This window comes from Segatella oulorum F0390, from assembly GCF_000224615.1.
Classification (GTDB): domain Bacteria; phylum Bacteroidota; class Bacteroidia; order Bacteroidales; family Bacteroidaceae; genus Prevotella; species Prevotella oulorum.
On sequence record NZ_JH114216.1, the window covers coordinates 21,492 to 46,903 of the forward strand.

At 47.8% G+C, this 25,412-nt stretch carries 19 protein-coding genes; 7 read left to right on the forward strand and 12 right to left on the reverse strand.

Annotated features, from left to right (window positions below):
* Positions 1 to 275 precede the first annotated feature (275 nt).
* From HMPREF9431_RS06595 to HMPREF9431_RS06610, 4 genes are all read right to left on the reverse strand, one after another.
* The gene (locus HMPREF9431_RS06595) at positions 276 to 1,811 is read right to left on the reverse strand and encodes an arylsulfatase (protein ID WP_004380415.1); all 1,536 of its coding nucleotides are present in this window, start codon (positions 1,809 to 1,811) and stop codon (positions 276 to 278) included.
* A gap of 7 nt (positions 1,812 to 1,818) precedes the next feature.
* Positions 1,819 to 3,891 (reverse strand): RagB/SusD family nutrient uptake outer membrane protein, encoded by a 2,073-nt coding sequence (locus HMPREF9431_RS06600; protein ID WP_004380416.1) that lies wholly within the window; start codon positions 3,889 to 3,891, stop codon positions 1,819 to 1,821.
* Between the two features lie 16 nt (positions 3,892 to 3,907).
* Complete coding sequence (locus HMPREF9431_RS06605) at positions 3,908 to 7,156, reverse strand: SusC/RagA family TonB-linked outer membrane protein (RefSeq protein WP_004380417.1); 3,249 nt, start codon at positions 7,154 to 7,156, stop codon at positions 3,908 to 3,910.
* A 506-nt stretch (positions 7,157 to 7,662) separates the two neighbouring features.
* The gene (locus tag HMPREF9431_RS06610; protein WP_004380419.1) at positions 7,663 to 8,508 is read right to left on the reverse strand and encodes a CPBP family intramembrane glutamic endopeptidase; all 846 of its coding nucleotides are present in this window, start codon (positions 8,506 to 8,508) and stop codon (positions 7,663 to 7,665) included.
* 492 nt (positions 8,509 to 9,000) lie between these two features.
* Here HMPREF9431_RS06610 and HMPREF9431_RS06615 point away from each other — a divergent pair, with 492 nt between their 5' ends.
* On the forward strand, positions 9,001 to 9,729 hold the full coding sequence (locus HMPREF9431_RS06615) for an AAA family ATPase (RefSeq protein ID WP_040561396.1): 729 nt from the start codon (positions 9,001 to 9,003) through the stop codon (positions 9,727 to 9,729).
* A gap of 7 nt (positions 9,730 to 9,736) precedes the next feature.
* Positions 9,737 to 10,582 carry a DUF4435 domain-containing protein gene (locus HMPREF9431_RS06620; RefSeq protein ID WP_004380421.1) on the forward strand — a complete coding sequence of 282 codons (846 nt, stop codon included), beginning with the start codon at positions 9,737 to 9,739 and terminating at the stop codon, positions 10,580 to 10,582.
* A 169-nt stretch (positions 10,583 to 10,751) separates the two neighbouring features.
* On the opposite strand, the gene clpB is transcribed toward HMPREF9431_RS06620, so the two are convergent.
* The 3 genes from clpB to HMPREF9431_RS06635 all read right to left on the reverse strand — a co-directional run bounded on the left by clpB (position 10,752) and on the right by HMPREF9431_RS06635 (position 15,098).
* Positions 10,752 to 13,232, reverse strand: a complete 2,481-nt coding sequence (clpB, locus tag HMPREF9431_RS06625) for an ATP-dependent chaperone ClpB (RefSeq protein WP_004380422.1) — start codon at positions 13,230 to 13,232, stop codon at positions 10,752 to 10,754.
* A 284-nt stretch (positions 13,233 to 13,516) separates the two neighbouring features.
* Positions 13,517 to 14,773 (reverse strand): type II toxin-antitoxin system HipA family toxin, encoded by a 1,257-nt coding sequence (locus tag HMPREF9431_RS06630; RefSeq protein WP_004380423.1) that lies wholly within the window; start codon positions 14,771 to 14,773, stop codon positions 13,517 to 13,519.
* Between the two features lie 4 nt (positions 14,774 to 14,777).
* A complete protein-coding gene (locus HMPREF9431_RS06635) occupies positions 14,778 to 15,098 on the reverse strand; it encodes a helix-turn-helix domain-containing protein (protein WP_025069892.1) in 321 nt (106 codons plus the stop codon).
* A 274-nt stretch (positions 15,099 to 15,372) separates the two neighbouring features.
* Here HMPREF9431_RS06635 and HMPREF9431_RS06640 point away from each other — a divergent pair, with 274 nt between their 5' ends.
* Genes HMPREF9431_RS06640 through HMPREF9431_RS06655 form a run of 4 tightly spaced genes read left to right on the forward strand, consistent with a single transcriptional unit; the run spans position 15,373 to position 18,827 of the window.
* A complete protein-coding gene (locus tag HMPREF9431_RS06640) occupies positions 15,373 to 16,695 on the forward strand; it encodes a YihY/virulence factor BrkB family protein (RefSeq protein ID WP_004380425.1) in 1,323 nt (440 codons plus the stop codon).
* Positions 16,685 to 17,551: a peptide chain release factor N(5)-glutamine methyltransferase gene (gene prmC, locus HMPREF9431_RS06645; RefSeq protein WP_004380426.1), complete on the forward strand. Its 867-nt coding sequence runs from the start codon at positions 16,685 to 16,687 to the stop codon at positions 17,549 to 17,551. The genes HMPREF9431_RS06640 and prmC overlap by 11 nt, the downstream gene beginning before the upstream one ends.
* A gap of 15 nt (positions 17,552 to 17,566) precedes the next feature.
* Positions 17,567 to 18,085 (forward strand): regulatory protein RecX, encoded by a 519-nt coding sequence (locus HMPREF9431_RS06650; protein WP_004380427.1) that lies wholly within the window; start codon positions 17,567 to 17,569, stop codon positions 18,083 to 18,085.
* A gap of 13 nt (positions 18,086 to 18,098) precedes the next feature.
* Entirely contained in the window at positions 18,099 to 18,827 is a 729-nt protein-coding gene (locus tag HMPREF9431_RS06655; RefSeq protein WP_004380428.1) for a ComF family protein, read from the forward strand.
* Positions 18,828 to 19,087: 260 nt separating this feature from the next.
* On the opposite strand, the gene HMPREF9431_RS06660 is transcribed toward HMPREF9431_RS06655, so the two are convergent.
* From HMPREF9431_RS06660 to HMPREF9431_RS06670, 3 genes are all read right to left on the reverse strand, one after another.
* Positions 19,088 to 19,909: a Cof-type HAD-IIB family hydrolase gene (locus tag HMPREF9431_RS06660; RefSeq protein WP_004380430.1), complete on the reverse strand. Its 822-nt coding sequence runs from the start codon at positions 19,907 to 19,909 to the stop codon at positions 19,088 to 19,090.
* Entirely contained in the window at positions 19,909 to 20,202 is a 294-nt protein-coding gene (locus tag HMPREF9431_RS06665) for a glutaredoxin (protein WP_004380431.1), read from the reverse strand. Before HMPREF9431_RS06665 ends, HMPREF9431_RS06660 begins: the two co-directional genes overlap by 1 nt.
* A gap of 79 nt (positions 20,203 to 20,281) precedes the next feature.
* Positions 20,282 to 20,794, reverse strand: coding sequence for a GNAT family N-acetyltransferase (locus HMPREF9431_RS06670; protein ID WP_004380432.1), 513 nt, complete (start codon positions 20,792 to 20,794; stop codon positions 20,282 to 20,284).
* Between the two features lie 84 nt (positions 20,795 to 20,878).
* On the opposite strand from HMPREF9431_RS06670, the gene HMPREF9431_RS06675 reads away from it, so the two are divergent.
* The gene (locus tag HMPREF9431_RS06675; RefSeq protein ID WP_004380433.1) at positions 20,879 to 23,623 is read left to right on the forward strand and encodes a 3'-5' exonuclease; all 2,745 of its coding nucleotides are present in this window, start codon (positions 20,879 to 20,881) and stop codon (positions 23,621 to 23,623) included.
* A gap of 110 nt (positions 23,624 to 23,733) precedes the next feature.
* Here the strand turns inward: HMPREF9431_RS06675 and HMPREF9431_RS06680 are convergent, their stop codons facing one another.
* Together HMPREF9431_RS06680 and HMPREF9431_RS06685 are read right to left on the reverse strand one after the other, a co-directional pair.
* Positions 23,734 to 24,381, reverse strand: a complete 648-nt coding sequence (locus HMPREF9431_RS06680; protein WP_231287782.1) for a DUF4923 family protein — start codon at positions 24,379 to 24,381, stop codon at positions 23,734 to 23,736.
* A gap of 26 nt (positions 24,382 to 24,407) precedes the next feature.
* On the reverse strand, positions 24,408 to 25,139 hold the full coding sequence (locus HMPREF9431_RS06685) for a Bax inhibitor-1/YccA family protein (RefSeq protein WP_004380435.1): 732 nt from the start codon (positions 25,137 to 25,139) through the stop codon (positions 24,408 to 24,410).
* Positions 25,140 to 25,412: the final 273 nt, after the last annotated feature.

Genomic DNA, 25,412 nt, shown 5'->3' on the forward strand with positions numbered 1-25,412 from the left:
TGTGTGTGTGTGTGTGTGTGTGTGTGTGTGTGTTACACTTTTATTTGGTTCTACCAAATAAAAGATGTTAAAACTTACACTGCTTGAAAAATTATTTTTCGTCTGCATACAAACACTTTCTGCTTAATTCGGCGGCAAAGGTAATACTTTTTTGGGAGATAAAAAACAAATTGTAATAAAAACACTCAAAGGCTGGCCACATGACGGCAGATAATTGCCCTAAAAAAGCCCCTGTTCAAGTTTGTTGAGCAGGGGCTTTCGGTTGCTAAACACATTCACTGCACCGACTTCGGCGGCAGTGTGACGGGGAACAGTGGGCTGTCGACATGCTCTTGATAGATGATGTTAACAAGTTGTTGCACAAGATCGGGGTGCTCGGCGGCGAGGTCGTGGTCCTCGTGCAAATCGGTTTCGAGATTATAGAGATGGGGCACGCCCTTGATGACCACCAATTTCCAATCGCCTCGGCGCACGGCAATCTGGTTGGTTTCGGCAAACTCCCAATAGAGATGGGGATGGCGTTGCTGTGCGGTATCGTGCCCAAGGAGCGTTGGTACGATGGAAAGTCCGTCGAAATAGTCGGTTTTTAAGCGACGGTTGCGATAGCGTTGGGCACAGTTTTTCACACCGGCCAACTCGCTAAACGTGGGCATGAGGTCGTAGAAAGCAAAGGGCAGCGGATTCACTTGCCCGGCTGCGATGTGGCCTTTCCAACGGGCAATGAACGGAATTCGAATGCCGCCCTCGTAGCATTGTCGTTTGAGTCCGCGCAGCTTTCCATCGCGATTGAAGAACGTGGGATCGGCACCTCCCTCCTCGTGGGGGCCGTTATCGCTGGTGAAAATCACGAGCGTGTTGTCGTCAAGCCCTTTGCGTTTAAGCAGCGCCATAATCTCGCCCACGTAGGCATCCAAACGGGTTATCATGGCAGCAAACTGCGCATGGGTGTGCTCCACAGCGTTGTAGCGCGATGATTCCTGTCCACCCCAGGTTTTATCGACAAAGAACCGCTTCTTGTAGAACGCCACCAACGAGTCGTTGGGCTGTGCCAATTCGGCGTGAGGCAGTGTGTAGGTGAGCACTCCAAAGAAGGGTTTACCGGGCGTTTGCGCCTCAAGCCATTGCAAAGCGCGGTGATGAATGAGGTCGGCCGAATAGGCTGTACGCTTGTGATAGTCGTCACCAAACATGGGATAGGCGATATTCTCGTCTAACACCACGCGCCTCACGCCCTTGTCGCCTTGCGCTCGGCTGTAGGCGTTGAGGAAATTGGGGTAGTAGAGATGGGCCTGAAACTGGCAGATGTAGCCAAAGAACTCGTCGACGCCACGCTTGTCGGGTGTGGAAACCGACCCTTCGTAGCCGCCCGCCCACTTGCCAAACATACCCGTCTGATAGCCGTTGGCTTTCATGATTTCGGTCAGAAGGATGTGGTTGGGGGCGTAGGGATGTTGCCCCACAACGGCAAAGTCGGTGTTTTGGCCATACTTCACGGTGTGCTGTGCATCCCAATATTCCTTGTTGCCGCGCACTTCGGTGTGCCCACTGTGCTGCCCTGTCATGAAACACGCCCGCGACGGTGCGCTCACAGGTGCTCCGGCATAGGCCTGAGTGAAGCGCATACCCTCGGAAGCCATGCGGTCGATGTTGGGTGTGAGGATGTAGGGCTGTCCATAGCAGCCCAAATCGCCATAGCCCATGTCGTCGCACATGATGTAGAGGATGTTGGGCTTCGTGGTTTTTGCGGCCTGCGCTGGCAACAGGGCAAACCATGCTGCCGGCGTGAGCCAAAGCGATGAAAATGTTTTCATTGTTCGTTTAATTGTTTAATCCGAAAAGTTCATTGTAACCGGGGTTCTGCGTGAGCTGCTTGTTGAGCACAATCTGGCTTGTGGGCACCATACTCAAATAATAGGTATCGAGCCACCCGCCGTGCACAAGCGGACTTTCATAGGTGTAAATCCAGCCACTTCCGGCGCTGTTGTTCTCGGCAGCAGCCTTGCCATTGGTGCTGATTTCGTCGTAATCTACAAACTGCCCCGTGTAAGCATTGGCACGCGGTGCATAGATGTTTTGCGTGGCGGTGGTCCATAGTCCACAAGGCTGTCGGTTGACATAGTAGGCCGCTTTCGCCCAGCGCCGCACATCGTAGAAAGCAAAACCCTCACCAAAGAGTTCGATTTGACGCTCGCGGCGAATTTCCCATAACACGGGATCGACATTATAGTTGCCAAACTTTCCACCGTGACCTGTCCACCAGGGTGCCGTACCGCGGTCGCGATGAGGGTCGAAATTGTCGTCGATGGTGGCAACAACCATGTGAGCCACACCTGCTCGGTCGCGCAGTTTGTTGATGGTTTTGTCGGCCACTGCCTGCGTGAACAGCCCCAACTCCCAAGCCGCCTCAGCATAGTTGAGCAACACTTCCTCAATCTTGAAGATGGGTTTGTCGGCCGTACAGAACGCCGATGAGCCTGTGGAGAACTCCCATAAGTCGTAGTTTTTCCAGAAATAATAGCCCGTGCGGCAACGCATATAGGGCACGCGTGCGTCGGTAGTGAGGTTGGGACTCACGGGTGTTAGTGCGGCTCCCCAGTTTTGTCCGGGGCATCGTTTCATACCTTCTCCACCGGCTGCACCACCCCGCACGCATTTTTCGTTGGCGCCCATGTAATCAATGTAATAGCGATATTTCGCAGCTTCGGCCGCTGTCACCACATGTCCTTGGTTGTTGTCGCCAGCTTGCAGAAACTTCCATGTGCGGAAGGTGTTGACATTGTCGGGCACTTGCTTGTTGGGTGCCACCACATAAGGCGGCTGAATGTTTTGATACAAGCGCGGATCGCGGTCGGCAAAGGTGCCCCACATATCCTTGCCACGCCCACCTTGATAGCCCGAAGCGGCATTGGCAATGGGCAATCCGTTTTGCATGAGAAACAAATCAACAGTGTATTGCGGCACATCGGCAGCGTTAGCAGCAATGTGTTCGAAATCGTTGTAGCGATTCATCAACACGTTGTTCACAAACGACTTGTAGTAAATCACACCGGGCTTACCTTTCAGATTCTCCGTCGTCCACAGCTCACCATATCCCGTTGCAGGCGTATGATGGGCGTCCTCACCTTGATAGAGCGTAGGATAAGCATCCATCAATTCTTGTGAAACGGCCATACAGCGGTGCAGATAGGCCTCAAAAGGCTCATTCAGTCCATGGTATTTCGCCCATGTGGCTTCACGAAGCAGAAAGCGTGAGAGTGCCGCCTTGACGGCATTAGCTGTGAGGGTGTTGTCGCCATCGTTGAAATTACCGATGTGTGTGGCGGCATATTCCAAGCGTGCGATGATGCTATCGGCCACCACAGCACGCGGAGTGCGCGGACCGTAGCTCTCGGGATTGCTCTCATCCAACACTTTTGTCACCCAAGGCACATCGCCAAAGCGGTCGATGAGCTCCATATACCAATAGGCAGAGAAGAAATAACCCACCGAACGCCAATGCGCTATCTGTGCAGACGTGAGGGCACCATCGTTCAAATGGCTCATCATGATGTTTATTCTTCGGATGTAGTCAAAGTCCCATCCGCCCCCATCGGCCGTCGCTGTGATGGTTTCATAAGCGTAGGGATTGCGGGCATTATCGCGGTGTGTGACCAAACCGCCATACCAATCACCGGTAAACTGAGCCTGCATGTAACTGCTGTTGATGCTTGTGCGAATGGTGGTGTTGGTAAACATTTCATAACAAGGGTTCATAAACGCCTTGAAGTTGTCGTATTCTTTGAAAGCATTCTCTTCGGTGAGGTCGGTCAAAGGGTATTTTTCCAAGAAACTATCGTTGCAAGCAGTGAGCACGGTGGCTGCGAGCACGACGACTGTTATTATCTTTTTCATAAGAATATTTTTTAGATTAGAATGTAATGCTGGCACCCAACGAGATGGTGCGATAATAGGGATAGCCCCACGAAATACCGTTGCTCAAGGCATTGGCCGTGGTTGATGCAGCCGTTCCTTCGGGGTCATAACCCTTGGGAAGATGGCTGAAAGTGGCTAAATTCTCTACACTAACATAGAGTTTGGCATCTTGCAACATCGCACGTCTCACCCATATTTTAGGTAAGGTGTAGGCCAACGTAATGTTCTTGATGCGCAGATAGGCTGCATTTTGCAAATATTTGTCGCTCACCCGCGTGTTGGAACCCACATTGTTACCTTGGTCATAAATGCGGAATAGCTTGCTGTTGGGATTCACAGGTTGCATATAGTCGGGGCTCGCAGGGTCATAGCTCTTTGCCCGCCAATAGTCGGTTTGGTTGGCATAGAGCGCTTGGAACACGGCATCACCTGCGCCAGCACCGCCAAAGGGGAACAGCGCTGCACCGCCAAGCCAATAGTCACGCTTGCCAACGCCCTGCAACATCACGTCTAAACTGAAACCTTTGTAGCTCGCACCAAGGTTTGCACCAAACTGATAGCGGGCGGCATCGTTACCAATAATCTTGCGGTCGCCGGGGTTGTCAACGGTGTTGTCGCCGGCATTGATGACGCCATCGCCACGCAAATCCTTAAACTTCATGTCGCCAGGTTGCGGGTTTGCTCCGTTAATCTTCGTCACACCAGGCTTCAGCGTCCAGGTTTTATGCCGGGCATCGGCTTCGTTAAAGTCGTCAAGGGTATAATAACCATCGGCCACATAGCCCCATATTTCGCCAACCTTCCGCCCTACGTAGTAGTCGGAAAGCAAGCGCGACTCATTGTTAAACTTCGTGATTTCGGCCTGACTGTCATAGAGATTGAACCCTATGTGATAGTCCACCGCTCCAATCTTGTCGCGCCATGTCACATTGAGTTCCCACCCTCTGTTCTTCATGTTGGCCACATTCTGCAACGGTGCCGACGTGCCCACCACCTTGGGAATTTCAATTCCGGCAGCCAACATGCCCGTTGTGCGGCGGTCAAACCAATCAAACGTGGCAGTAAGACGATTCTTGAAGGCATAGAAATCGAAGCCAACATTAAACGTTGTCACCTTCTCCCACGTGAAATTGCGGCTCACCAAGCCTGGCGAGGTGATGTAAGTGGTCTTGCTTTCACCATCTAATATATAGGTGCCACTGCTGTTGACGCTCATAATGGGCGTGAACTGATAAGGACTGATGCGCTGGTTGCCCACCGAACCATAGGACAAACGGAATTTCAAATCATCCAACCAGTTGTGCGACCACGTCATAAACGCCTCCTGACCCATGCGCCAACCCACACTCACAGAGGGGAAAAAGCCGAAACGATGGTTCTTAGGAAACTTCGAAGAGCCATCATAACGTCCGTTTACCTCTAACAGATAGCGGTCTAAATAGGCATAATTCAAACGCGCAAAACCGCTGCGAATGGCATATTCTGAATACTTATCAATGATGGTTTTCTCACCGGTTCCGCCAGCAAACGAAGGCACAGTGGGCACGGCTTGTGCCAACACATTGCCATAAAAATAACGATAATAGGATTTCTCTTGGTTGAAACCCGCCATCACTTTAAACGCGTGCTCGCCCCATTTGCACTCATAATTGGTAAAGAGGTTCAAAGCATTGTATTTTGTGGTGGCGTCATACATGCGATAGAAATCCTGTCCCCTCTCGGTAGAATATTTTGCAGCAAGCTGGGCATCAGCAAATCTAAACCGCCCGGAATAAAACTGTTGATGCTCATCAAGACGGTCATAAGTATATTCACCTGTGATATGCCAACCCTGAAGCGGACGGAAAATGGCACGCAACGACACCCGTGGCATGGATTTCTCAACCAACGAAGTGGGCGCATACGTGAGCATATTGAGCGGCGTTTGCGAAGGCAAATCTTCTTGAATGCCTAAAATCGAACCCGGAATACGTCCCTCGGGATAGTAGTTAATGAGACGGGTTGAATAGAAACCGTTCATGTTACCAATGTTCTGGGGCGCTTGTTGCGTGGAATTAGTATAGGTGAAAGTGGCCTCTTGCGTATACCATTTTTGCACATCGGCTGCAACAAAGCCGCTGATAGTCTTGCGGCGGAACATGTCTTTATCAGTCACCAACGGCCCATTCTCACGACTTAAGCTGCCCGAAAGACGATAACGCAACGTACCGGTACCGCCCGAAACCGTTAGATTGTGATTGGTAATGGCACCCGTAGTGAGAATGTTCTTGGCCAAATTCTTTTCCGAGAGCCAGTAAACGCGGCCATCGGTGTCTTTAAAGATGCCGTCGCCCACGGTGGCAATCGATGCTGGGTCGCGCTGATATTGTTGCAGATAGTTGCGCCATTTGCTCACTTCGCCGTTACCCGCCCAATAAGAATTGGAGTAGCCTGCTTCGAGATAGGCATCCAAATATTCCATCAGCGATGCCTGTTGCAAATGGTTGAGCGACTGTTCCCAGCCCACATTAAAGTTGTAATTGGCCGTAAACCGGGCATTGGCGTTGGGGCGTTTCAAAGTTACCAAAATCACACCACCGGCAGCACGCGCACCATAAATGGCCGAACTGGCAGCGTCTTTCAACACCGTCACACGCTCAATGTCCTCGGGATTGAGTGCACTGATGTCGCCTTCCACATTGTCAATGAGCACAAGCGGTGCGCCTCCGTTGATAGAAAGCGTGCCACGCACATTCATTGATTTTGCAAATCCCGGTCCTGAACCGCCGCCAATGGTCAATCCCGGCATCGCTCCTTGCAGCGCAGCCGCAGCATTTACCATTGGACGATCGCCCAAAACATCGCTCATTTTCACCTGCGAAACCGAACCGGTGAGGTTGGCTTTCTTCTGTGTGCCATAGCCCACCACCACCACTTCGTCGATGGCTTTGGCCTTATCTTGCAGCGTTACCGAAAGATTGGGGGCCGCTTTCACCTCTTTTTCGCTGAACCCCACATAGCTAATGACTAAGGTCGCGCCTGCAGGCACCTGCACTTTGAAATGTCCATCAAGGTCGGTTATTGTACCGTTCGACGTGCCTTTCTGCACCACCGAGGCGCCAATGAGCGGCTCTCCCTGTCCATCTTTCACTAAACCGGTAATGGTTGTCACACTTTGCGCATTCACACCGAGTGGAATGAGCAGCAGCAGCGCGAGCAAAAGCCTGCCTACTGCGGTCTTACTTCGTTGTTGATAACTGTTCATCTGTTTAAGTTTAAGTAATATATAAAAGTTTTATTGACGTTTCATTCTGCTAAAAGTTCTCACCAGCACCTACCAGGATGCACTGAAAGCACCGTCCCATAGCTTGCACATCTGCACCCATTTGTAAAGGAAGATTTTTAATATCTTTTGCTGTTTTATGACTGTTTTAGCGCCTTTGAATAGCTTTTCCATTGGTTTTACATGCGCTCTTTCTTAAAAGAATTTCATGTTAACAACTTCTTAAGCGGTCGTTCAGGCGGGGTAAATGTAGTTCTTTTTTTGATATGCACCATACTATTTAGCATTTATTAACTCGATGTTGATAACCCATCATGCCACTTCACCAACAAAACACTGCGATATTGCACAGAAAACTGCGCTATATTATACGGAAAACTCTACTATATTGCACGAGAAAATGCACTATATTGCACGAGAAATAGGTACAAAAGAAAGGAGGATATGCCTTTTTTGACATATCCTCCCATCATTGATGTAGATTGAAACTATTCATTCGTCGCTACAAAATGAGCGCAATTGAAAAAGAGTTGGCGGTCCTTGAACACGATAATGACAGAGAGTGCAAGCAACAAAAGGGTCTGAATGCACTTGCTATCGGGGTGGGTAGAGAATATTTCATTGAAATATCCTGCTGTGATATGGAACACGATTGCCACGAGAACGTTACGGTTGGTTTTGTAATAAAGCCAGTTCATCAGAATGACAAATGGAAAAATGCTGACGATGAAGTTCAAACTGTATAGCCATCCTTCATGCACTACGTTAGCATGATAGTAGCCTTTGATACCGGCAAGGGGGAAATGCCACACAGCCCAATAGGCAGCAAAAACGATAGAGGTCTTAAAAAGGTTCATTCGTAAACGCAAACTATCGGTGCCATAACCATGCCATGCAAGTTCTTCGAGCGTAGGTGCAAGGATAAGCAGAAACCATACGGGAAAGACACCCGAGGTGAATGTATAATGACCTGTTACGATAAACTGGGACGGACTATAGCCAAAGAGCAACGATATTGCCATGGCACACAGAATACTTGCAGGCATCAACAGGCAAGCCGCGAGGTAATAGGACCACTTGTTGGGCGACAAATTCAAGAATCTACCCAAGAAATCCTTTCGCAAAGTGCCACTCCTAAAAACTAAAATGAGGGTTAAAACCATCGGAAAACAAAGTCCTATCAGACCCAACAGAGGGGCTACCCATGCACTTTCCGCGTCAATAAGATGGTGACTTACATAACTGGCTGCGAACCAAAAAGCCCACGGGATAAGTGTACTCAAAAGATAGAAGAGTGCCGTATGGCGATACTTGCTGACAATATTTTCTTTCATACCGTTTGGTCTTTATAAAAAACAATCCTCGTCGTCATCTATTTATGCTTGCTGCGATGGCAATAAAGATTGACGTTTTACTTCACTTCCTTAAAAATAACAGATGCAAATCATCACTGTGTTCATGTCAGATGCTACCTACATGCGCAAAAACAAAAACAACAAACGATAATCCAAATGTTACAAAGATACTTCCTGCATACCCCTTCAGCGCAGAAAAAGCCTATCAAACACGGTTGGTCTGCCCATTTTTTTGATTTAAATCATTTCTTGTTAAGTAAAAAATGCAAACAGATGTGAGAACCACATCAGCACCTTTGCTCGGATAAACCATTCGCCTTTTAGGCGGGAAAGTGGCCATCAGACATCATAAAGATGAAGAAAAACGGCTCCAGCTACCCATCATTATAACAGAAATTGTTTATCTTTGTCCACATATTGTTCATGATACATGTGCTCATTACGTCATGGGCATGCCAAAGATTAGACATTATGCCATACGCAAAGATGAAAGAAATCACGACCCGCCTTTGGGGAAAGTACGATGTTCGCTTCACGACTAACGAAGATATCAATATCATCGTTGGCATCAATGGTAGTGGGAAAACCACCCTATTAGATGAAATCAACAAGATGGCCATTGAAAAAGTTGAGGATAAAAACCGGGTCGTATATGTGCCTTCTATCGATAATATCGTCATACGCGACGGACGAAAAGTTGCCAATGCTTTGACTCAGGATTTGGAATTTTATATGTTTGACATGAAGACCGGGCCTTCAATGATGTACCAACGCATGGCGATGATTGATGCTCCTGCTGAGAAACAAGCAGAGATGAAAGCACGTATTGGAAATTTCTGCACAGCTATCAACGGACTGTTGAAAGAAACTGGTAAGCATATCGAGATTGAAGGAAATAAGTTCAATATCATTTCTCATGATCAAACGATAATTCCTCTCCATGCATTGTCTTCTGGAGAGAAGCAAATCCTCCTCATCCTACTCCGTGTATTTCTGTTGGAAGAAAAGGACTCTTACGTGCTACTTGATGAACCCGAGAACTCACTTGACATCAGTTGGCAATTTGAACTCATCAACCTTTTGGTGAAGCTCAACCCTAATGCTCAGTACTTCATCACGACTCATTCTCCAAGTATCTTTGGAGATGGATGGGGAAACAAGATTATCTATATGGAAGAGGTAACAACTCCAGTCAAGTAATGGCCACATGAGCAACATCGAAGACCAAGCACAATACTATAATAATCTTCCATTGCGCTACCGAAACATCAAGGCTGTTGTGCATTTAGAAGCTAAAGAGGATATTCCTTTCTGGGATTATCAGTTGCAAAACGCATATCCATCAAAATATCATTACATTACCTATTCCAAGAATAATAACGGGGCTGATGCAAGAGGATGCGAGCAATGTCTTCGCTATAAGCCTTACCTGACGAAACGTTTCTTCATTTGTATAGATAGCGACTTGCGTCTGTTAAAAAGAGAAGAAGGGCTCACTGCAGAAAATAGAATTGCTCAAACATATACATACTCTTGGGAAAATCATCTTTGTGAAGCAGAACATCTTCAGCATAGATATCACACAAAAGTTCCAAATCCGGGATTCGATTTTAGCATTTTTCTCAAAAATCTTTCCATTGTTCTTTATCTACCACTTCTATATCTTGTGCATGATAGCCAAGAGCCAAGTCTGAATCAACAATGGAATATCCACAAGTTTAATGCATGTCTGCCCCTACAACCGAATCGAAAAGAGTTAGAAGATAACGGAAAGCCCTATATTGAAAAGGTAAAAAAGTTGTTTGCTGACGCACTCAAGAGCTTGCAACCGCCTGCAAACATGACGAATGAGAATCTGAAAAAAGAAGAGGCTTATCTTCATATACAAGGCCATCAAATCTACAAGTTAACGCTCCATATCGGTACTTTGCTGTGCAAAGGGACTGGTATTGCTTTCAAAACTGACATCCTTGATAAAGCTTTTCCCATCAATGGCTATTTGGAAATAGAGAATTTGCAAACAGATCTCAAGCAAATCCTTTCCGTAGAATAAACACCAAACATTGCATTCAAGGCTTCGTTTTATCTTTATTGTAACACGAAACGGGACAATATGATGATTGAACGCATATAAAAAAAGGAGGATATGCCCTTTTCTGACATACCCTCCCATCATTTATGTAGGTTGAATTCATCTGTCTTTCTAAACCCTTTCGAAGCCATTAGGCCTCAATATGCCCCAAGGTAATCTCTTTACCCACCTTGCCTTCGAGGATTTTGCGACTCAAATCGTTGAGCACATAGTCCTGAATGGCACGTTTAACGGGGCGTGCTCCAAACTCGGGATCATAGCCTAATTCAGCCAAATCATCAATCGTTTCCTTCGTCCAATGCAAGGTGAAACCCTGTGCAGCAAGCATTTTCTGCACGCGTTTCATTTGCAACTCAACCACTTCACCAATCTCCTCCTTCGTCAAAGCGTGGAAAGTGATGATGTCATCAATGCGGTTAAGGAACTCGGGACGCATCAACTTCGTGAGCTGTTCGCGCGTTGCGTTGCTCGTCATGATGATGATAGTGTTCTTGAAATTCACCAAACGACCTTTGTTGTCCGTCAACCTTCCGTCGTCAAGCACCTGCAACAAGGTGTTGAACACATCGGGATGGGCTTTCTCTATCTCATCGAAAAGCACCACACTATACGGCTTACGGCGCACAGCTTCGGTTAATTGTCCACCCTCATCATAGCCCACATATCCTGGAGGTGCACCGATAAGACGCGTCACACTGAACTTCTCTTGATACTCACTCATGTCGATACGTGTCAGCATGTTCTCGTCATTGAAGAGGTATTCGGCCAAAGCCTTTGCCAATTCGGTTTTACCTACACCCGTTGTCCCCAAGAAAATGAACGACGCAATGGGGCGATTAGGGTCTTGCAGTCCTGCACGACTGCGACGAACAGCATTCGAAACGGCTTCAATAGCCTCGTTTTGTCCAATCACTCTGCGGTGTAACTCGGCCTCCAAATGCAAGAGTTTGTCGCGCTCACTCTGCAACATGCGGCTCACAGGAATGCCGGTCCAACGGCTCACCACTTCGGCAATATCGTCAGAAGTCACCTCTTCGCGAATCAAAGACTCACCCTGTTGCTTACGAATTTCCTCACGACGATGAGCAATATCGTCATCAATCTGCTTCATTTCGCCATACCGAATCTCGGCCACACGCTGGTAGTCTCCCTCGCGTTCGGCACGTTCGGCCTCAAGTTTCAGTCCTTCTTTCTTCTGCTTCAACTGCGAAATCTGATCCACTTCGGCCTTCTGTGCTTGCCAACGAGCACGAAACGCATTCACCTTATCTTTGAGTTCGGCAATCTCTTTTTCCAATAATGCAATCTTCTCGGTGTCGTTCTCGCGCAAAATGGCTTGCCGTTCAATCTCCTTTTGCTTCAGACTGCGCTCCATTTCATCAAGCTCTTCGGGCACAGAGTCGCGCTCCATACGCAACTTTGCAGCCGCCTCATCCATCAAGTCAATGGCTTTATCGGGCAAGAAACGGTCAGAGATATAACGCTCCGACAGCTGAACGGCCGCAATACAAGCATCATCTTGAATGCGCACATGGTGGTGGTTCTCATATTTTTCCTTCAAACCACGCAGAATACTAATCGCATCTAACTCATCGGGTTCGTCGACTTTCACCATCTGGAAGCGGCGTTCCAAGGCTTTATCCTTTTCGAAATACTTCTGATATTCGTTCAAAGTGGTCGCCCCAATGGCACGCAACTCACCACGAGCCAAGGCGGGTTTCAACAAGTTTGCAGCATCCATTGCACCTTCACCACCGCCTGCTCCGACGAGCGTATGAATCTCATCGATGAACAAAATGATTTCACCATGCGCATTGGTTACTTCCTTAATAACCCCCTTTAAGCGCTCTTCAAACTCACCTTTGTATTTTGCTCCGGCCACTAACTGACCCATATCGAGCGAATAAAGCTGCTTGTTTTTGAGGTTTTCGGGCACGTCACCTTTCATAATTCGCTCGGCCAATCCTTCAACGATTGCCGTCTTACCTGTTCCGGGTTCGCCCACTAAGATAGGATTGTTCTTGGTGCGTCGACTCAAAATCTGCAACACACGGCGAATTTCTTCATCACGTCCTATCACCGGATCGAGCTTACCTTGGCGCGCTTTCTCCACCAAATTAGTGGCATATTTGCTAAGTGCCTGATAGTTTTCATCGCCACTTTGCGATTTCACTTGCTGCCCTTGGCGCAACGATTCAATGGCCTTTCTCACACCTTCTTCCGTGCATCCGGCATCTTTCAGAATGCGACCTGCCGTGTGATTGCCTTGCATCAGGGCCAACAAAATAGGCTCTACCGACACAAACTCGTCACCCATTTTCTGCGAAAGCTCCTCGGCTTTGTTGAGCACCTGCACCGAATCGTTGCTCAGATAGGGCTGTCCACCCGAGACCTTCGGCAGATGTTGCAGCTCATTGTGCAACGCCATGTCAACAGCTTGCGCATTCACACCAAGCTTTTGAAAAATGAAATGCGTAATATCTTGCGCCTTCTCCAAGATTCCTTTCAGCAAATGTATCGGCTCAACACTCTGCTGCTGTGCAGCTTGTGCAGCCTGAACACCCGCTTGAACGGCCTCTTGTGCTTTAATTGTATATTTGTCTAATGTCATACTTTAAACTCCTTTCTTTTGTTTTCCTATACGGATGCAAAGCCGATACCAAGGCTATGCACCCGCCATTTTGTCGTCTATGCACGACATTCTGTCATATATTATACACCACATGCTATGAAAACATGCTGTAATCCACTCATCCGCATGCCGCTTTTCCACTTACTGTTAACGGATAAAAGTAAGAATAGCATTTTGATTACATCCCTTTATATCACAGCAAGATAGCTATACCTTCCTATTATTACAAATCCAACAGATTACCAAAACATGCTACACATTACCTATAATCTGTTTCTCTTATAGATATTTTGAAACATATCTATCTCACGTTTGCTTATACCAAGCTTAACAGCAACAGCCTCCCATTGCTCGATACCCATCATTACTTCACCGATAATTGCCTGGGCTTCTTCCTTGTTAATCATATACTCCTTGCAAGAGTCCAGCAAAATTTGTAAATTCGATTCATTCGTTGACGAGTTGATAAGCAGACTTTGATATGTACCAAGCGTAGGATTCAGGTCATAAGCCGGTGCCAAAGTCCATCCTTTTGGAGTAAGCAAGAAACCATGATTACGGAAATGATCATCACAATTACCAATAGCTATATTGAAAGCAACCCGACGATAGAGTTGAAGAATGTTCTCCTTGACATCACAACAATGCTGAAGAATAAAGTCTACGATATCAAGATAGCCGTTTCCACTCCCTGCATCACAACCATCTGTAAGCCCTAATAATGTCATTGCTGATGCAAAGTGGATCCTTTTACCCTCTACAGTGCGGTCAAAACGCTTCGATAGAAACGTATGATACGTATCACCAGAATGAATAACTCTTGTTTCAGCGGCCACAACACCTGCCTCTTTAGCAAGCAGATGACTATGATATTCCCATAAAGCTACATCGTAATCATCCTTCCGTGAAGGGAACTTCGCAACATAAAGGCTTCCTTCTTCATCTACTACAACAGCCTTAGGACGAGCTCCACCCAAAGATGTTCCAGGATGAACAAGTTGCCTGATCCATTTCTTCTCAGGCATAAGGTGTCTTTCTTCACTACGTTCAAACTCCCTACTGGCTACAACCAAGGTGCGAATGTCTGTGATAGGCGGAATGCAAAGATTATCCCTACTGTTAATAAATGCACCTGCTGGTGTTTCCTTAAATCGAAAACCTCCCATACGAGAGAAATCATCTATACCAATAAGATAGTCGAATGAAGACAAATGTCTTGCTGGACGCCTCTCTTCTTTCGCCTGAATTTGCTCACGACGGTTCAAAAGTGTTCTCCCCCAACGGTCTGGTAATGCATCACAAAAACAACCAAAGATATCTTTTCCTGGCTGCGTGTACTGTCGATCTGGATAGCTATTGATGTCTGCACTCAAAAAAATACTGCCATAGTTGGCAAGCCATTCCTTATCAAACTCAAAAGAATAGGAGTCTGAGCCACGAAGAGATTCATAACCAAGTGTACCTATCAGCATTGGAGATTCCAACCAATCGAAATCACCATACAGCAATAATCTGTTCATTTATTCACCCCTTTTTCGAAGCGCGTTCACGATGTTTGAGCGCAAGATCCTGCAATGCTCGCCCCATTTCGTCCTTCTGTGCCAAGCATAATATATCATCCTCCAACTGCAAAGCATACAGCACTCGCAGATAAATTCCGATAGCAACCGTTGGTATCCCTTTTTCTATCCTATTAATCGTAACAGGAGAGCACGTAGCACGTTCTGCTATTTGCGCAATACTCAAATTACGACGCAAACGGGCAAGTTTAATCTGTTCGCCGACCACCTGCATTTTCTGTTCCAATTTGCGGGGAAGTTTTGTTCCCATCGTTGTCTTAACCATATTGTTATATTCAATTCAATGCACAAATATACCACCTTTTATTCATTTTATGATATGTTATGGAGAGAAATATTGTCTTATTCCAATCTTTAACATAAAAGCGAAACCGTGAAAATGAAATACCTCTTCATATTTATGAGCAATACCCCTATTTCAGAATAAACCCTGAAGAAAGGCAACATACGCTTACGTTTACCCACTTTTTAACAAGCTATGATAAGAATTCTTATCTCAAACAGGGGCAAACTCCCCTGGAAATGGTTATATTTGCAGCATGAAGCGCAACAGAAAAAAAATATTATATTTCCTCAAAACAGGGGTTTGGTTAGAGGAACAACCCGTACAACGCAGCAGCTATCGCCTGTTGCTCACCCTGCTACGCAAACTCTATATTGCCCTAAAGCTATTCATTGAGCGCGGCCATTCCGACTATGCCGCCCAGCTTTCGTTTAGCACCATCTTGGCCATCGTGCCCATCTTTGCACTCATTTTGGCTATCGGTCGCGGCTTTGGTTTAGCCAACTACATCGAAAACTCGGTGAAAGACTGGCTCAACAGCCAACCCGAAGTGGCCAATTTCATCATCCATTTCTCCAACGCTTATTTAGAACATGCCCGCACAGGCCTATTCATTGGCATCGGCATCCTCTTTATGTTGGGCAGCATCATCAGCCTCATCTACAACATTGAGCAAGTGTTTGACAGTATTTGGCAAGTGAAAAGCAAACGCAGTCTACGACGCATCGTGTCAGACTATCTATCGATGATCTTCGTCGTACCCATCATTCTCATCATTTTATCGGGCCTGAGCATCATCGCCAACACCACAAACGCCGAGCTACAACAATTCATTTTCTTAGGGCCCATCTCGCAAGTGTTGGTGCAGTTTCTGCCGTTCTTTGCCCAAATGATGATTTTCTTAGGCCTTTTTATCGTCATGCCCAACACCCATGTCAAGGTAGTTCACGCCTTGTTTCCAGCTGCTTTAGCCTCACTTTTGATGCTTATGCTGCAATGGGCTTACGTGCATTCGCAAATCTTTCTCACCAGCTATAACGCCATTTATGGCTCATTAGCCGCCCTTCCTCTGTTCATGTTGTGGATGCATCTCTCGTGGTATATCCTGCTGTTTTGCACCGAATTGTGCTACATGAGCCAAAACCTTGACAACTATGATTACATGATTAAGCCCAGCGAAATCAGCGAGCATACCCGCCGGCATATTGCCCTTTTGGTCATCACACAAATCATTAACCGCTTCAAAACGGGAGAAAAAGCGCCCTCGCCGGTAGAACTCAAACAACAAACCCACATCCCCATCCGCCTCATTAACGATGCCCTTTATCGGCTGCAAGGAGCACAACTCATCGTCGAGGCCAATCTTTTAGACGACAACGAGCAACGTTTTCTCCCCTCACAAGCGCTGAAACGCCTACCCATCGGGCAGATTATCGAACAATTAGACACCGCATGCGCCGACAAACGCAAGGACAAACGCATGCAGGTCTTGGCCACTTTAGACCCTCAAACAGAAGCGATGCTGCACGAAGTGCGGCAGGAAGCACTCCAAAAGTTAAATCAGAGTCATGACTTTTAAAAGCCTTTGGCAACAACTTCTGCCGCAATATGATGCACGCGAAGCGCAGGCTGTGGTGCGGTTAGCCTTAGAAACGCTCTTCGGTTTCACGCTCACCGACCTCTATACTGGTGCGCTTGACAAGCTCAACCCCGCGCAAACGCAACAGCTTTCAGCCCTCATGCACCGATTGAAACACGGCGAACCTGTGCAATATGTGTTGGGGAAAGCTTGGTTTTGTGGCCGCCCATTTATCGTCAATCCCCACGTGCTCATCCCCCGACCCGAAACAGAACAGCTTTGCCAACGCCTCATTTCGTTGTCCAATCAGCCCTATTGCGCCCTGCAACCGCCTGCACTTCGCCACGGATTAGACATCGGAACAGGCAGCGGTTGCATTGCAATCACCTTGGCACTCGCCCTCGATAACGTAGCAATGCACGCGTGGGATGTCTCAAGTGATGCGCTGCTCACCGCACGAGCGAATGCACATTACTTAGGCGCACAGGTGGATTTCGTGCTCCAAGACGCCCTCTTGGCTGCCGAAAATGCCGATAACAGCCCACAATACGACTTCATTGTCTCCAATCCACCCTACATTTGCGAGTGCGAACAGGCCGACATGGCACCACAGGTGTGGGCCCACGAACCCGCAACGGCACTCTTTGTGCCCAACGATCAGCCCTTGCTTTTCTACCAAGCCATCGCTGACTTTGCCGCAAAACAACTCAAAAGCGACGGCTTGTTGGCGTTTGAAATCAACCCACTCCATGCCGATGCGCTCTACACCTTATTATATAAAGGCCCCTTCTACGATGTCGAAATCACCCAAGACCACTACGGCAAACAACGCTTTGCCTGGGCAAAAAAGCAATAAAACACAGCAAGAACAATGGAATACGAGAGACAACTGAAAAAGAAAACAAAAGAGATGACCGAGGAACAGGCACTGCAACGCCTGTCAGCCCTTTGCGCAAAAGGGGAGCATTGCACCTATGAAATGGAAGAAAAACTGCGTAAATGGCAAATCGACGAGGCGGCACAAGCCCGCATCATGGCCTTTCTCACCGAGAAGAAATTCATCGATGATGCGCGTTTTTGCGAGGCTTTCATCCAAGATAAACTGAAATATAACGGTTGGGGACGACGAAAAATAGCACAAGCGCTCTATTTAAAACATATTGACAGCAGCATTTCCGAGCCCTTGTTGGATGAGATTGCAGACGATCTCTATATGGAGAAACTGCGCCCATTGGTCGAGAAAAAATGGAAATCTATCAAGGCACGCAACGATTATGAGCGCGCCATGAAGCTCATTCAATATGCCATGGGACGAGGATTCGACATCGATCTCATTCGAAAGTGCATTCAGGAAATGGGCGAAAAGACCGACGAAGACGCTGATTGCTAAACCCAACGAAACCATGAACCCGCTGCTTTCCACCCCACTCCATACCGTCTTGCAACAGCTACGCGCCTTGAGCAACCTGTTGTTCCCACGCTATTGCGCCATCTGTGGAAAGCGATTAACGACCAACGAGATAGCCTTGTGCATCACCTGTAATTGGCATTTGCCCCGCACCTATCAACACCTCACCCCACGCGACAACCTGCTTTGCCGCCTCTATTGGCGCAAAGTGCCCATCGAACGAGCGGCAGCCTGGTTCTACTATGCAGCAAAATCGCCCGTCAGCAAGGCCATCTACACCATGAAATACCATCATCGTGCCGTCATAGGCGAACAATTAGGCTACATGATGGCCAAGGAAATGGCGCCCGAAGGCTTCTTTGACGGTGTGGATTGTCTTATCCCTGTGCCACTCACCCCGGCGCGAAAACGCCAGCGAGGCTACAACCAAAGCAGGTGTATTGCAGAAGGTGTGGCACGCATCACGGGCATCCCTATCTTAGACAAAGTGCTTATCAGAACACACTTTGCAGGCAGTCAGACAAAGGCTGATGTGCAAATGCGACAAGAGAATGTGCAACACGCATTTCAATTAACCCGACCCCAAGCCATCAAAGGGCGCCATGTGTTGCTCATTGACGACGTAGTGACTACGGGAGCCACCACACTTGCCTGCGCCAAAGCATTGGCCGAAGCCGAAGGTGTCGTCATCAGTGTGCTCGCCTTGGGTGTGGTAAAAGAATAAAGGGCAAATGGATTGCCAACCAAAAGCCATGCAATTACCCGCTAATTACGATGCTTTTATGCACAAATCTCTACCACATTGCAGCACAAAAGCATTGCTTTTACAAAAGAGTTTCATGGCACAACACCACCAAGGGCGCATTGACCACAAAAAACATCAGTGTGGCGAGGGAGACAAACGCCCTGACCACGCTGACATTTTTACATTCTATTCAGGACGAACAGAGAACTAACAAGTCAGCTGTTGCACGCAGATAAGGGTTAAGCCTTATCTAAAACAAACCGCTCTACCACGTAGGCCACGCCATCTTCATCATTGGATAGCGTCACAAAATCGGCAACAGCCTTCACGCTTTCCACGGCATTAGCCATGGCAATTCCTAAACCCGCATAGCGAATCATCGACAAATCGTTCTCGCCATCGCCGCAAGCCATCACCGCTTCGCGTGCAATATGCAGGTGTTGTGCCAACTGACTGAGCGAGTCTCCTTTGTCAATTCCTTTGGGAACGCACTCTAAGAATTCGGGCATCGAACAATAAACATCCATACGATGGCTCATTGTGGCGCGCAGTTTGGCTTCTAAAGCGGCCACCTTTTCGCGCTCACCCACAATCAAACACTTGTTGACAATGTTGTCGGTGCGCGTCCAAAAGTCGGGCTGATGGATAATGGTTGAACGGTTGATGCGCCCTTCTAATTGCACTTCGGGATTGCTATCGTCGGTGGTTATCATGCCCCCTTTCTGGTGAACAAGGATGTTTAACCCCGCCTTCAAGGCCTCATCGTGCAACAAAGGCACCAAGTCGCCATCCAACTTGCGTTCGTAAATCACTTCATCCGTGTGGCAATCAATCACCTTTCCGCCATTATAGGCCAAGATAAAACCGCCCGTCTTGTCCAGCGAAAGCTCGTCGGCTAAAGGACGAATGCCATAACTCGGACGCCCCGAAGCCAACACAATCTTCACCCCTTTGGCTTGGGCTGCCTGTAAAGCCGATAGGGTGCGCGGACTAATGACCTTCTCACTATTGGTCAAAGTGCCGTCAAGGTCGAGCGCAAGGAGTTGATAGTGTTGTTCCATCAGCAACCTGTTCCATCAATACTACATGCAGGACCCTCGGGCATGGGCTCCAAACCAACCTCTGCTGACGACAAGGTTACGCTGCCATCCTCGCGCACATAGCACGGAATACCCACGTCACCAATCTTCTTTGCCTCATCAAAAGCGGGATGATGCTCGCGCAAATCTAAAAATTCTTTGAGGTTGTGAACGTGCTTGCCAATATCAATGATCTTGAAATTGGGATTTCCTTCTACCTGCTTCTCTACATAGGTGCAGTAAGGACAAGTCTGCATGACATACATCTTAATCATAATCTTTCTGTTTTAATGAAACTTATTGTAAATAGGCAAATGCTATGCCCCATGATTTTTGCGTGCAGGTTGCCCTGCATCAGAATGTTTTTTCGAAGGCCAAACGGTCGCCTCGAGGACCATAACTCACACTGCCACACGCCTGATAGCCCATTGCTTGGAGCAAATGCAACATGGCGTGGTTGTCGAAATGGGTATCAACCTTTATCGAATAGATGCCCTGTGCACGACAAAGTGCCTCACACTCGGCAAAGAATTGCTTGGCCAAACCGCGCCCACGTGCCTGCAAAGCAATGGCCAAACGATGGATAACACCATATTTTCCATGCGTCAACCAATGAGCAGTGGGCTGCAAATAGGCCGCCTCACCCTGCAAATCGAGCACCCCATAGGCCAAAATCGCATCGCCTTCTGTAAGGAGATAGGCCTTGTGGACTGCAATATCCTGCTCGATAATCGCGCGTGTGGGATAGTGTTCGTCCCATTGTTGCTTGCCTTCGGCCATCATGTTGTTGCGCGCATCATCCACAATTTGCCAACAGGCAGCAACGTCCTGCGCCTCAGCTTGGCGGAAAAGAATGGAGTGTTGCATTGTCTTTTTGCTGCAAAAATAAAGGTTTCAAAGTGAAATAGCAAATATTTATGCCGCATTCTCTATGTTATTCATGGAAAGAATATGCTTGTCCTTTCAATGTTTTATACTATCTTTGTCCCCATGAGCAACGCTTTTATCCCCGATGCCTCGCAAGAATTGGTGCTAAACCTCACTGAAGGGTTCCACCTTGTGTTGGCTCCTCCCGGCTGTGGAAAGACACAAATCTTAGCCGAACGACTCAAAAAGGCGTGCGAAGCGGGTGTGCCTTTTAGCGAAATGCTGTGCCTCACGTTCACCAACCGTGCGGCACGCAGCATGCAAGAGCGTGCGTTGCCGATGCTTTCACAAACCGATGAAGCTCCGTTCATGGGCAATGTGCATCGGTTTTGCTCCCATTTTTTGTTTGAAAAAGGACTCATCTCGGCCGCCACATCAGTTGTTTCGGACGACGATTTGCTGAGCATTCTCTGTGGATTTACAGGCGAAGACGAAAATGCTGTGGCTGCTAATCCGCGCCGAAAAAGCATGTATATGGAGGTGATGTTTTTGGAACATCTGCTCTTTCAGATTGAAACAAAGCAGCCGAAAGCACTGCGTTTGCATCCCGATTGCCTCAACCGCGAAGACATCATGGCGCTAAGAGCGCTCTGCAAAGCTGCACAACAGGAATTTACGCCTGCGACATTGTTGGATATTTACGCCCACACCGATGTGTATAGCGAATATACTTTCGATGCAGGCACACAGGTTTTGGTGGGTCGACTGCTACAAAAAATGTGCTTAGCATGGCAATATCGCCGCTATAAAAAGGAGAATTTGCTCATCGATTTCGAAGACATTCTGCTCTTAGCCTATGAAAATCGCGACTTGTTGCCGCGCTATTCGTGGATACAAGTGGATGAGGTGCAGGACCTTAATCCACTGCAATTAGCCATCATCGATGCGCTGACGGCCGACGATGGCGTGGGGAAGCCGTGCGTGTTGTATTTGGGTGACCCGCAACAAAGCATCTTTTCGTTCATGGGTGCCAAGCTCTCTACGCTCGAGTTTCTGCGCCAACGTTGCGCAGGACAGGTGCACACACTAAGCTATAATCACCGTTCGCCGAAATATTTGTTGGATGTTTTCAACGCTTATGCCATGCAACAGCTGCACATTTCACCCGAACTGCTGCCCACAACGCAGTTCAATCCGCCTACTACGGGCGACGAATTGCTGTGCATGCCCTCAACAACTTTCGACGAAGCCTATCGTGATGTGGCACAACAGACAGCGACTTGGTTGCAACGTTTCCCCCAAGAACGCACGGCAATCATTGTGAATGCCAACGCCGATGCCAACGAAGTGAGCAGGGCTTTGCACGAAATGAAGGTGCCACACTTTAAGATTTCGGGCGACGATTTATTCAATCAGCCGGCCATGAAATTGCTCTTTGCCCATCTCACCGTGATGAACGATGCCCTGAACTTCTTGGCTTGGTCGCGTATTGTGCAAGGAACGCAGGTGTTTCAGACGCCGACTTCTGCCCGCAATTTTGTGCAAGCGTGCGGCCAACGTGCATTGTTATTGCCCGATTTGCTGCGCAACGACGACGCAACCTATGTGCAACGGTTTGTCCATGCCTATGAAAACGAGGTGATAACCATCTTCGACACCGAGACAACGGGGCTTGATATCCTGCACGATGACATTGTACAAATTGCGGCAGTGCAAATCAAACAAGGAGAAATGGTGCCCGGTTCGCAGTTTTGTGTTTATATAGAAACCCATCGAACCATCCCCGAAATGCTGGGCGATGTGGTCAATCCGATGATTGAAGCACGCCGACATCAGCCGCTTGTTGCACGGGAAAAGGCGCTGCAAATGTTTATGGATTATGCGCAAGGAACAACACTCTTGGGGCATAATGCCGACTATGATGTGCACATTTTGACAGCCAACTTGCAGCGCGATTTGCCCCACTATACCGACCTTTCGCTGTTGGATAGCTATTTCGACACGCTGCTGTTGGCCAAACTTTTGCGACCGGGTTTGCGACAATACAAACTCAAACATCTGTTAGAGGTGTTGCATTTGGCTGGCGAAAACAGCCATTTAGCCGATGCTGATGTCGCAGCTACACGCGAATTAACACGCTATTGCTATCGCAAGGCATTGGACATCGTGCCCCAACAGCAACAGTTTTTGGCACAAGAGCGGGTGATGGCACGCCGAAGAACATTGCGCAACAACTACCAACCCCTGTGGGAACACACACAAGCGCAGCTGTGGTTGCAAGGCAAAGCGGCCGTCACCTTGAGCCAAGCGCTGCGCGAAGCCTATGAATTGTGCTTGCAAATGGAACTCTTTCAGCCTGTGGAGTATTTCCAAACTGTGGTGCGTTATGTTGAACAGGGATTGGAAAAGGAGGACGAACAGCAACCGTTGGCCGTGCAACTGAGCGCACATTGCATGGAATTGAACACGCTTAAAGAGACCGATTTGTGCAGCAAGGGTGTGGTAGACGAGCCGGTTTTTGTGACAACGTTGCACAAAGCTAAGGGCTTGGAGTTTGAAAATGTGTTGGTATTTGACGTGGTAGAAGGGCGCTATCCCAACTATTATCACCAGCACGACCCTGCACAAGTGGCCGAGGATGCACGCAAATTCTATGTGGCTATCACGCGCAGTCGCAAACGATTGATCATTCATCACCGCACAGTGCGCATCGACAGTCGCGGACAACGCCACGAGATTGCCCCTTCACGCTTCATCGTTCCGCTGGCACCTTGGTTGCATTTCTTGCCGCTTCCGCCCGATTCTTCGGTTGAAAACGGATTTTTCTAACGCACTTCTTCGCCTGCTTTCTCGCAGAAAACACGGGGAGAAGCATCGAAAAAGGCTGAAACCGAGCAATCGATTTCAGCCTTTTTTAGCGATGATAGCCATGCAATGAACTACTTTTTCATGTCGAAGCCCATGCGAATGCCATCGTAGTTTTGGCTCAATGTCCCCAAGGTTTGCAGCGCTTCGTTGCCCGAAAGCTTCGCCACCTTTTGCGCTAAAGCGAGCAGTTTCTGCGATTCGAAGAGGAAACTCATGCCCGCTGCCGTCTTTTTTACATAGACCGGAACGGTGAGTAGCATCGTTTTCAGCACCACTTGTTGCGTTTTACTGTTGAAAGTCCATGTGCCATTGAACGACTGTCCATAGAGCTTTCCCTTGAATTTCTTATCGTTAGTGAAGGTAAACTGCGTATTACTTTGCTGAATTCCGGCCTGCTGGAAATAGCTTTTCAGCTTATCTTTCGCCTGCGCAGCAGCCAGTTCGCCACCTGCTTTTGCGAGTACATTGTTGCTGGTGAAGGCCACTCCGGGCTCGTCATACGTCCAAGTGGCGATGAGATTGCGCTCGGTTACCTTGTCAGTTCCCAACACACTGTTGAGCACATTGCCGGCAGTTTTAGCCTTATTGTTGTTACCAAGAATACCCATAATGCTGCCCGTGATGTCCTTTTGCGGTGCAGCTTGGGCAGCCATGCCGCCCATACATACCAAAGAAATGGCCAACACTGCGGCCGGCCATTGTTTTTTATTCATCTTCATTTATATTTAGTTTGAAAAAATATTGCTTATCTGCGGTTGAAGATGCGCAGCAGATAGAGGAAGAGGTTCACGAAATCTAAATAGAGATCTAATGCGCCCACGAGGGCAAGTTTTTGTGAATTTTCGCTCAAATCGGGTGCCGCTGCCAACTGATGTTTGATTTTTTGACTGTCCCAAGCGGTGATTCCGATGAAAACAGCCACGCCAATGTAGCTCACAACATAATCGAACATGACGCTCTTGAAGAAGAAATTGGCCAACGAAGCAATGATGAGTCCAAACAAAGCCATGTAGCACATGCTACCGATGGTGGAGAGATCGCGCTTGGTGAAATAGCCAAAAGCGGCAGTTACACCAAAGGTTCCGGCCGTGATGAAGAACGTTTTGATGATGGCAACAGAATCAAAAACCACAAAAATTGCCGACAACACGGCTCCATTGAGCACCGAGAACAGTGCAAACATGAGCGTTGTCATGGCCAATGAGCGGTTTTCTTTATCAACACTTTTGCTGATTTTCCACACCAATACCAACTCCACAATGATGATTCCCCAGAAAACTATCTCTCTACCGAGTATCAAATTGAGCAGATTAGGCGATGTAGCTACGCCATAACCCACAATGCCACTGATGGCCAAAGCAAACACCATCCAGGTATAAACCTTGCGCATGAGCGCGGGAAACGCCTGCGAAACCTCGAAGGTGCGCGTGGAAGATTCTTGTTCGTTCACACGATTTTCAAAATCATTGTAATCCATATTCTTTTCTCCTTATTGCTAATTGTCTCTTATTATTCGTTTGTTCCAAATCTATTTATACGCGTGCAAAAATACACTTTTATTCAACGATGAGCAAATTATATGCCACTTTTTCACACATGTTCACGACAAGTGTGGCAGTTGTCACTGGCATACATGCCGGGAAACATAAGCCACCGGGTGAGCGATGATGCCGTGTACCACAGCACAATCATGCTCCTTTTCCGGCAGGTTGGCGGCCCTTTCGTGCACCTTTGCCACAGCCTCCGTTGT

Coding starts and splice junctions, on each gene's coding strand:
- HMPREF9431_RS06615 (WP_040561396.1), top strand. CDS start 9,001: ATGCCATACGCAAAGATGAAAGAAATCACGACCCGCCTTTGGGGAAAG.
- HMPREF9431_RS06640 (WP_004380425.1), top strand. CDS start 15,373: ATGAAGCGCAACAGAAAAAAAATATTATATTTCCTCAAAACAGGGGTT.
- HMPREF9431_RS06670 (WP_004380432.1), bottom strand. CDS start 20,794: ATGCAACACTCCATTCTTTTCCGCCAAGCTGAGGCGCAGGACGTTGCT.
- clpB (WP_004380422.1), bottom strand. CDS start 13,232: ATGACATTAGACAAATATACAATTAAAGCACAAGAGGCCGTTCAAGCG.
- HMPREF9431_RS06655 (WP_004380428.1), top strand. CDS start 18,099: ATGAACCCGCTGCTTTCCACCCCACTCCATACCGTCTTGCAACAGCTA.
- HMPREF9431_RS06665 (WP_004380431.1), bottom strand. CDS start 20,202: ATGATTAAGATGTATGTCATGCAGACTTGTCCTTACTGCACCTATGTA.
- prmC (WP_004380426.1), top strand. CDS start 16,685: ATGACTTTTAAAAGCCTTTGGCAACAACTTCTGCCGCAATATGATGCA.
- HMPREF9431_RS06660 (WP_004380430.1), bottom strand. CDS start 19,909: ATGGAACAACACTATCAACTCCTTGCGCTCGACCTTGACGGCACTTTG.
- HMPREF9431_RS06595 (WP_004380415.1), bottom strand. CDS start 1,811: ATGAAAACATTTTCATCGCTTTGGCTCACGCCGGCAGCATGGTTTGCC.
- HMPREF9431_RS06680 (WP_231287782.1), bottom strand. CDS start 24,381: ATGAAGATGAATAAAAAACAATGGCCGGCCGCAGTGTTGGCCATTTCT.
- HMPREF9431_RS06635 (WP_025069892.1), bottom strand. CDS start 15,098: ATGGTTAAGACAACGATGGGAACAAAACTTCCCCGCAAATTGGAACAG.
- HMPREF9431_RS06610 (WP_004380419.1), bottom strand. CDS start 8,508: ATGAAAGAAAATATTGTCAGCAAGTATCGCCATACGGCACTCTTCTAT.
- HMPREF9431_RS06650 (WP_004380427.1), top strand. CDS start 17,567: ATGGAATACGAGAGACAACTGAAAAAGAAAACAAAAGAGATGACCGAG.
- HMPREF9431_RS06620 (WP_004380421.1), top strand. CDS start 9,737: ATGAGCAACATCGAAGACCAAGCACAATACTATAATAATCTTCCATTG.
- HMPREF9431_RS06600 (WP_004380416.1), bottom strand. CDS start 3,891: ATGAAAAAGATAATAACAGTCGTCGTGCTCGCAGCCACCGTGCTCACT.
- HMPREF9431_RS06685 (WP_004380435.1), bottom strand. CDS start 25,139: ATGGATTACAATGATTTTGAAAATCGTGTGAACGAACAAGAATCTTCC.
- HMPREF9431_RS06605 (WP_004380417.1), bottom strand. CDS start 7,156: ATGAACAGTTATCAACAACGAAGTAAGACCGCAGTAGGCAGGCTTTTG.
- HMPREF9431_RS06630 (WP_004380423.1), bottom strand. CDS start 14,773: ATGAACAGATTATTGCTGTATGGTGATTTCGATTGGTTGGAATCTCCA.
- HMPREF9431_RS06675 (WP_004380433.1), top strand. CDS start 20,879: ATGCTTGTCCTTTCAATGTTTTATACTATCTTTGTCCCCATGAGCAAC.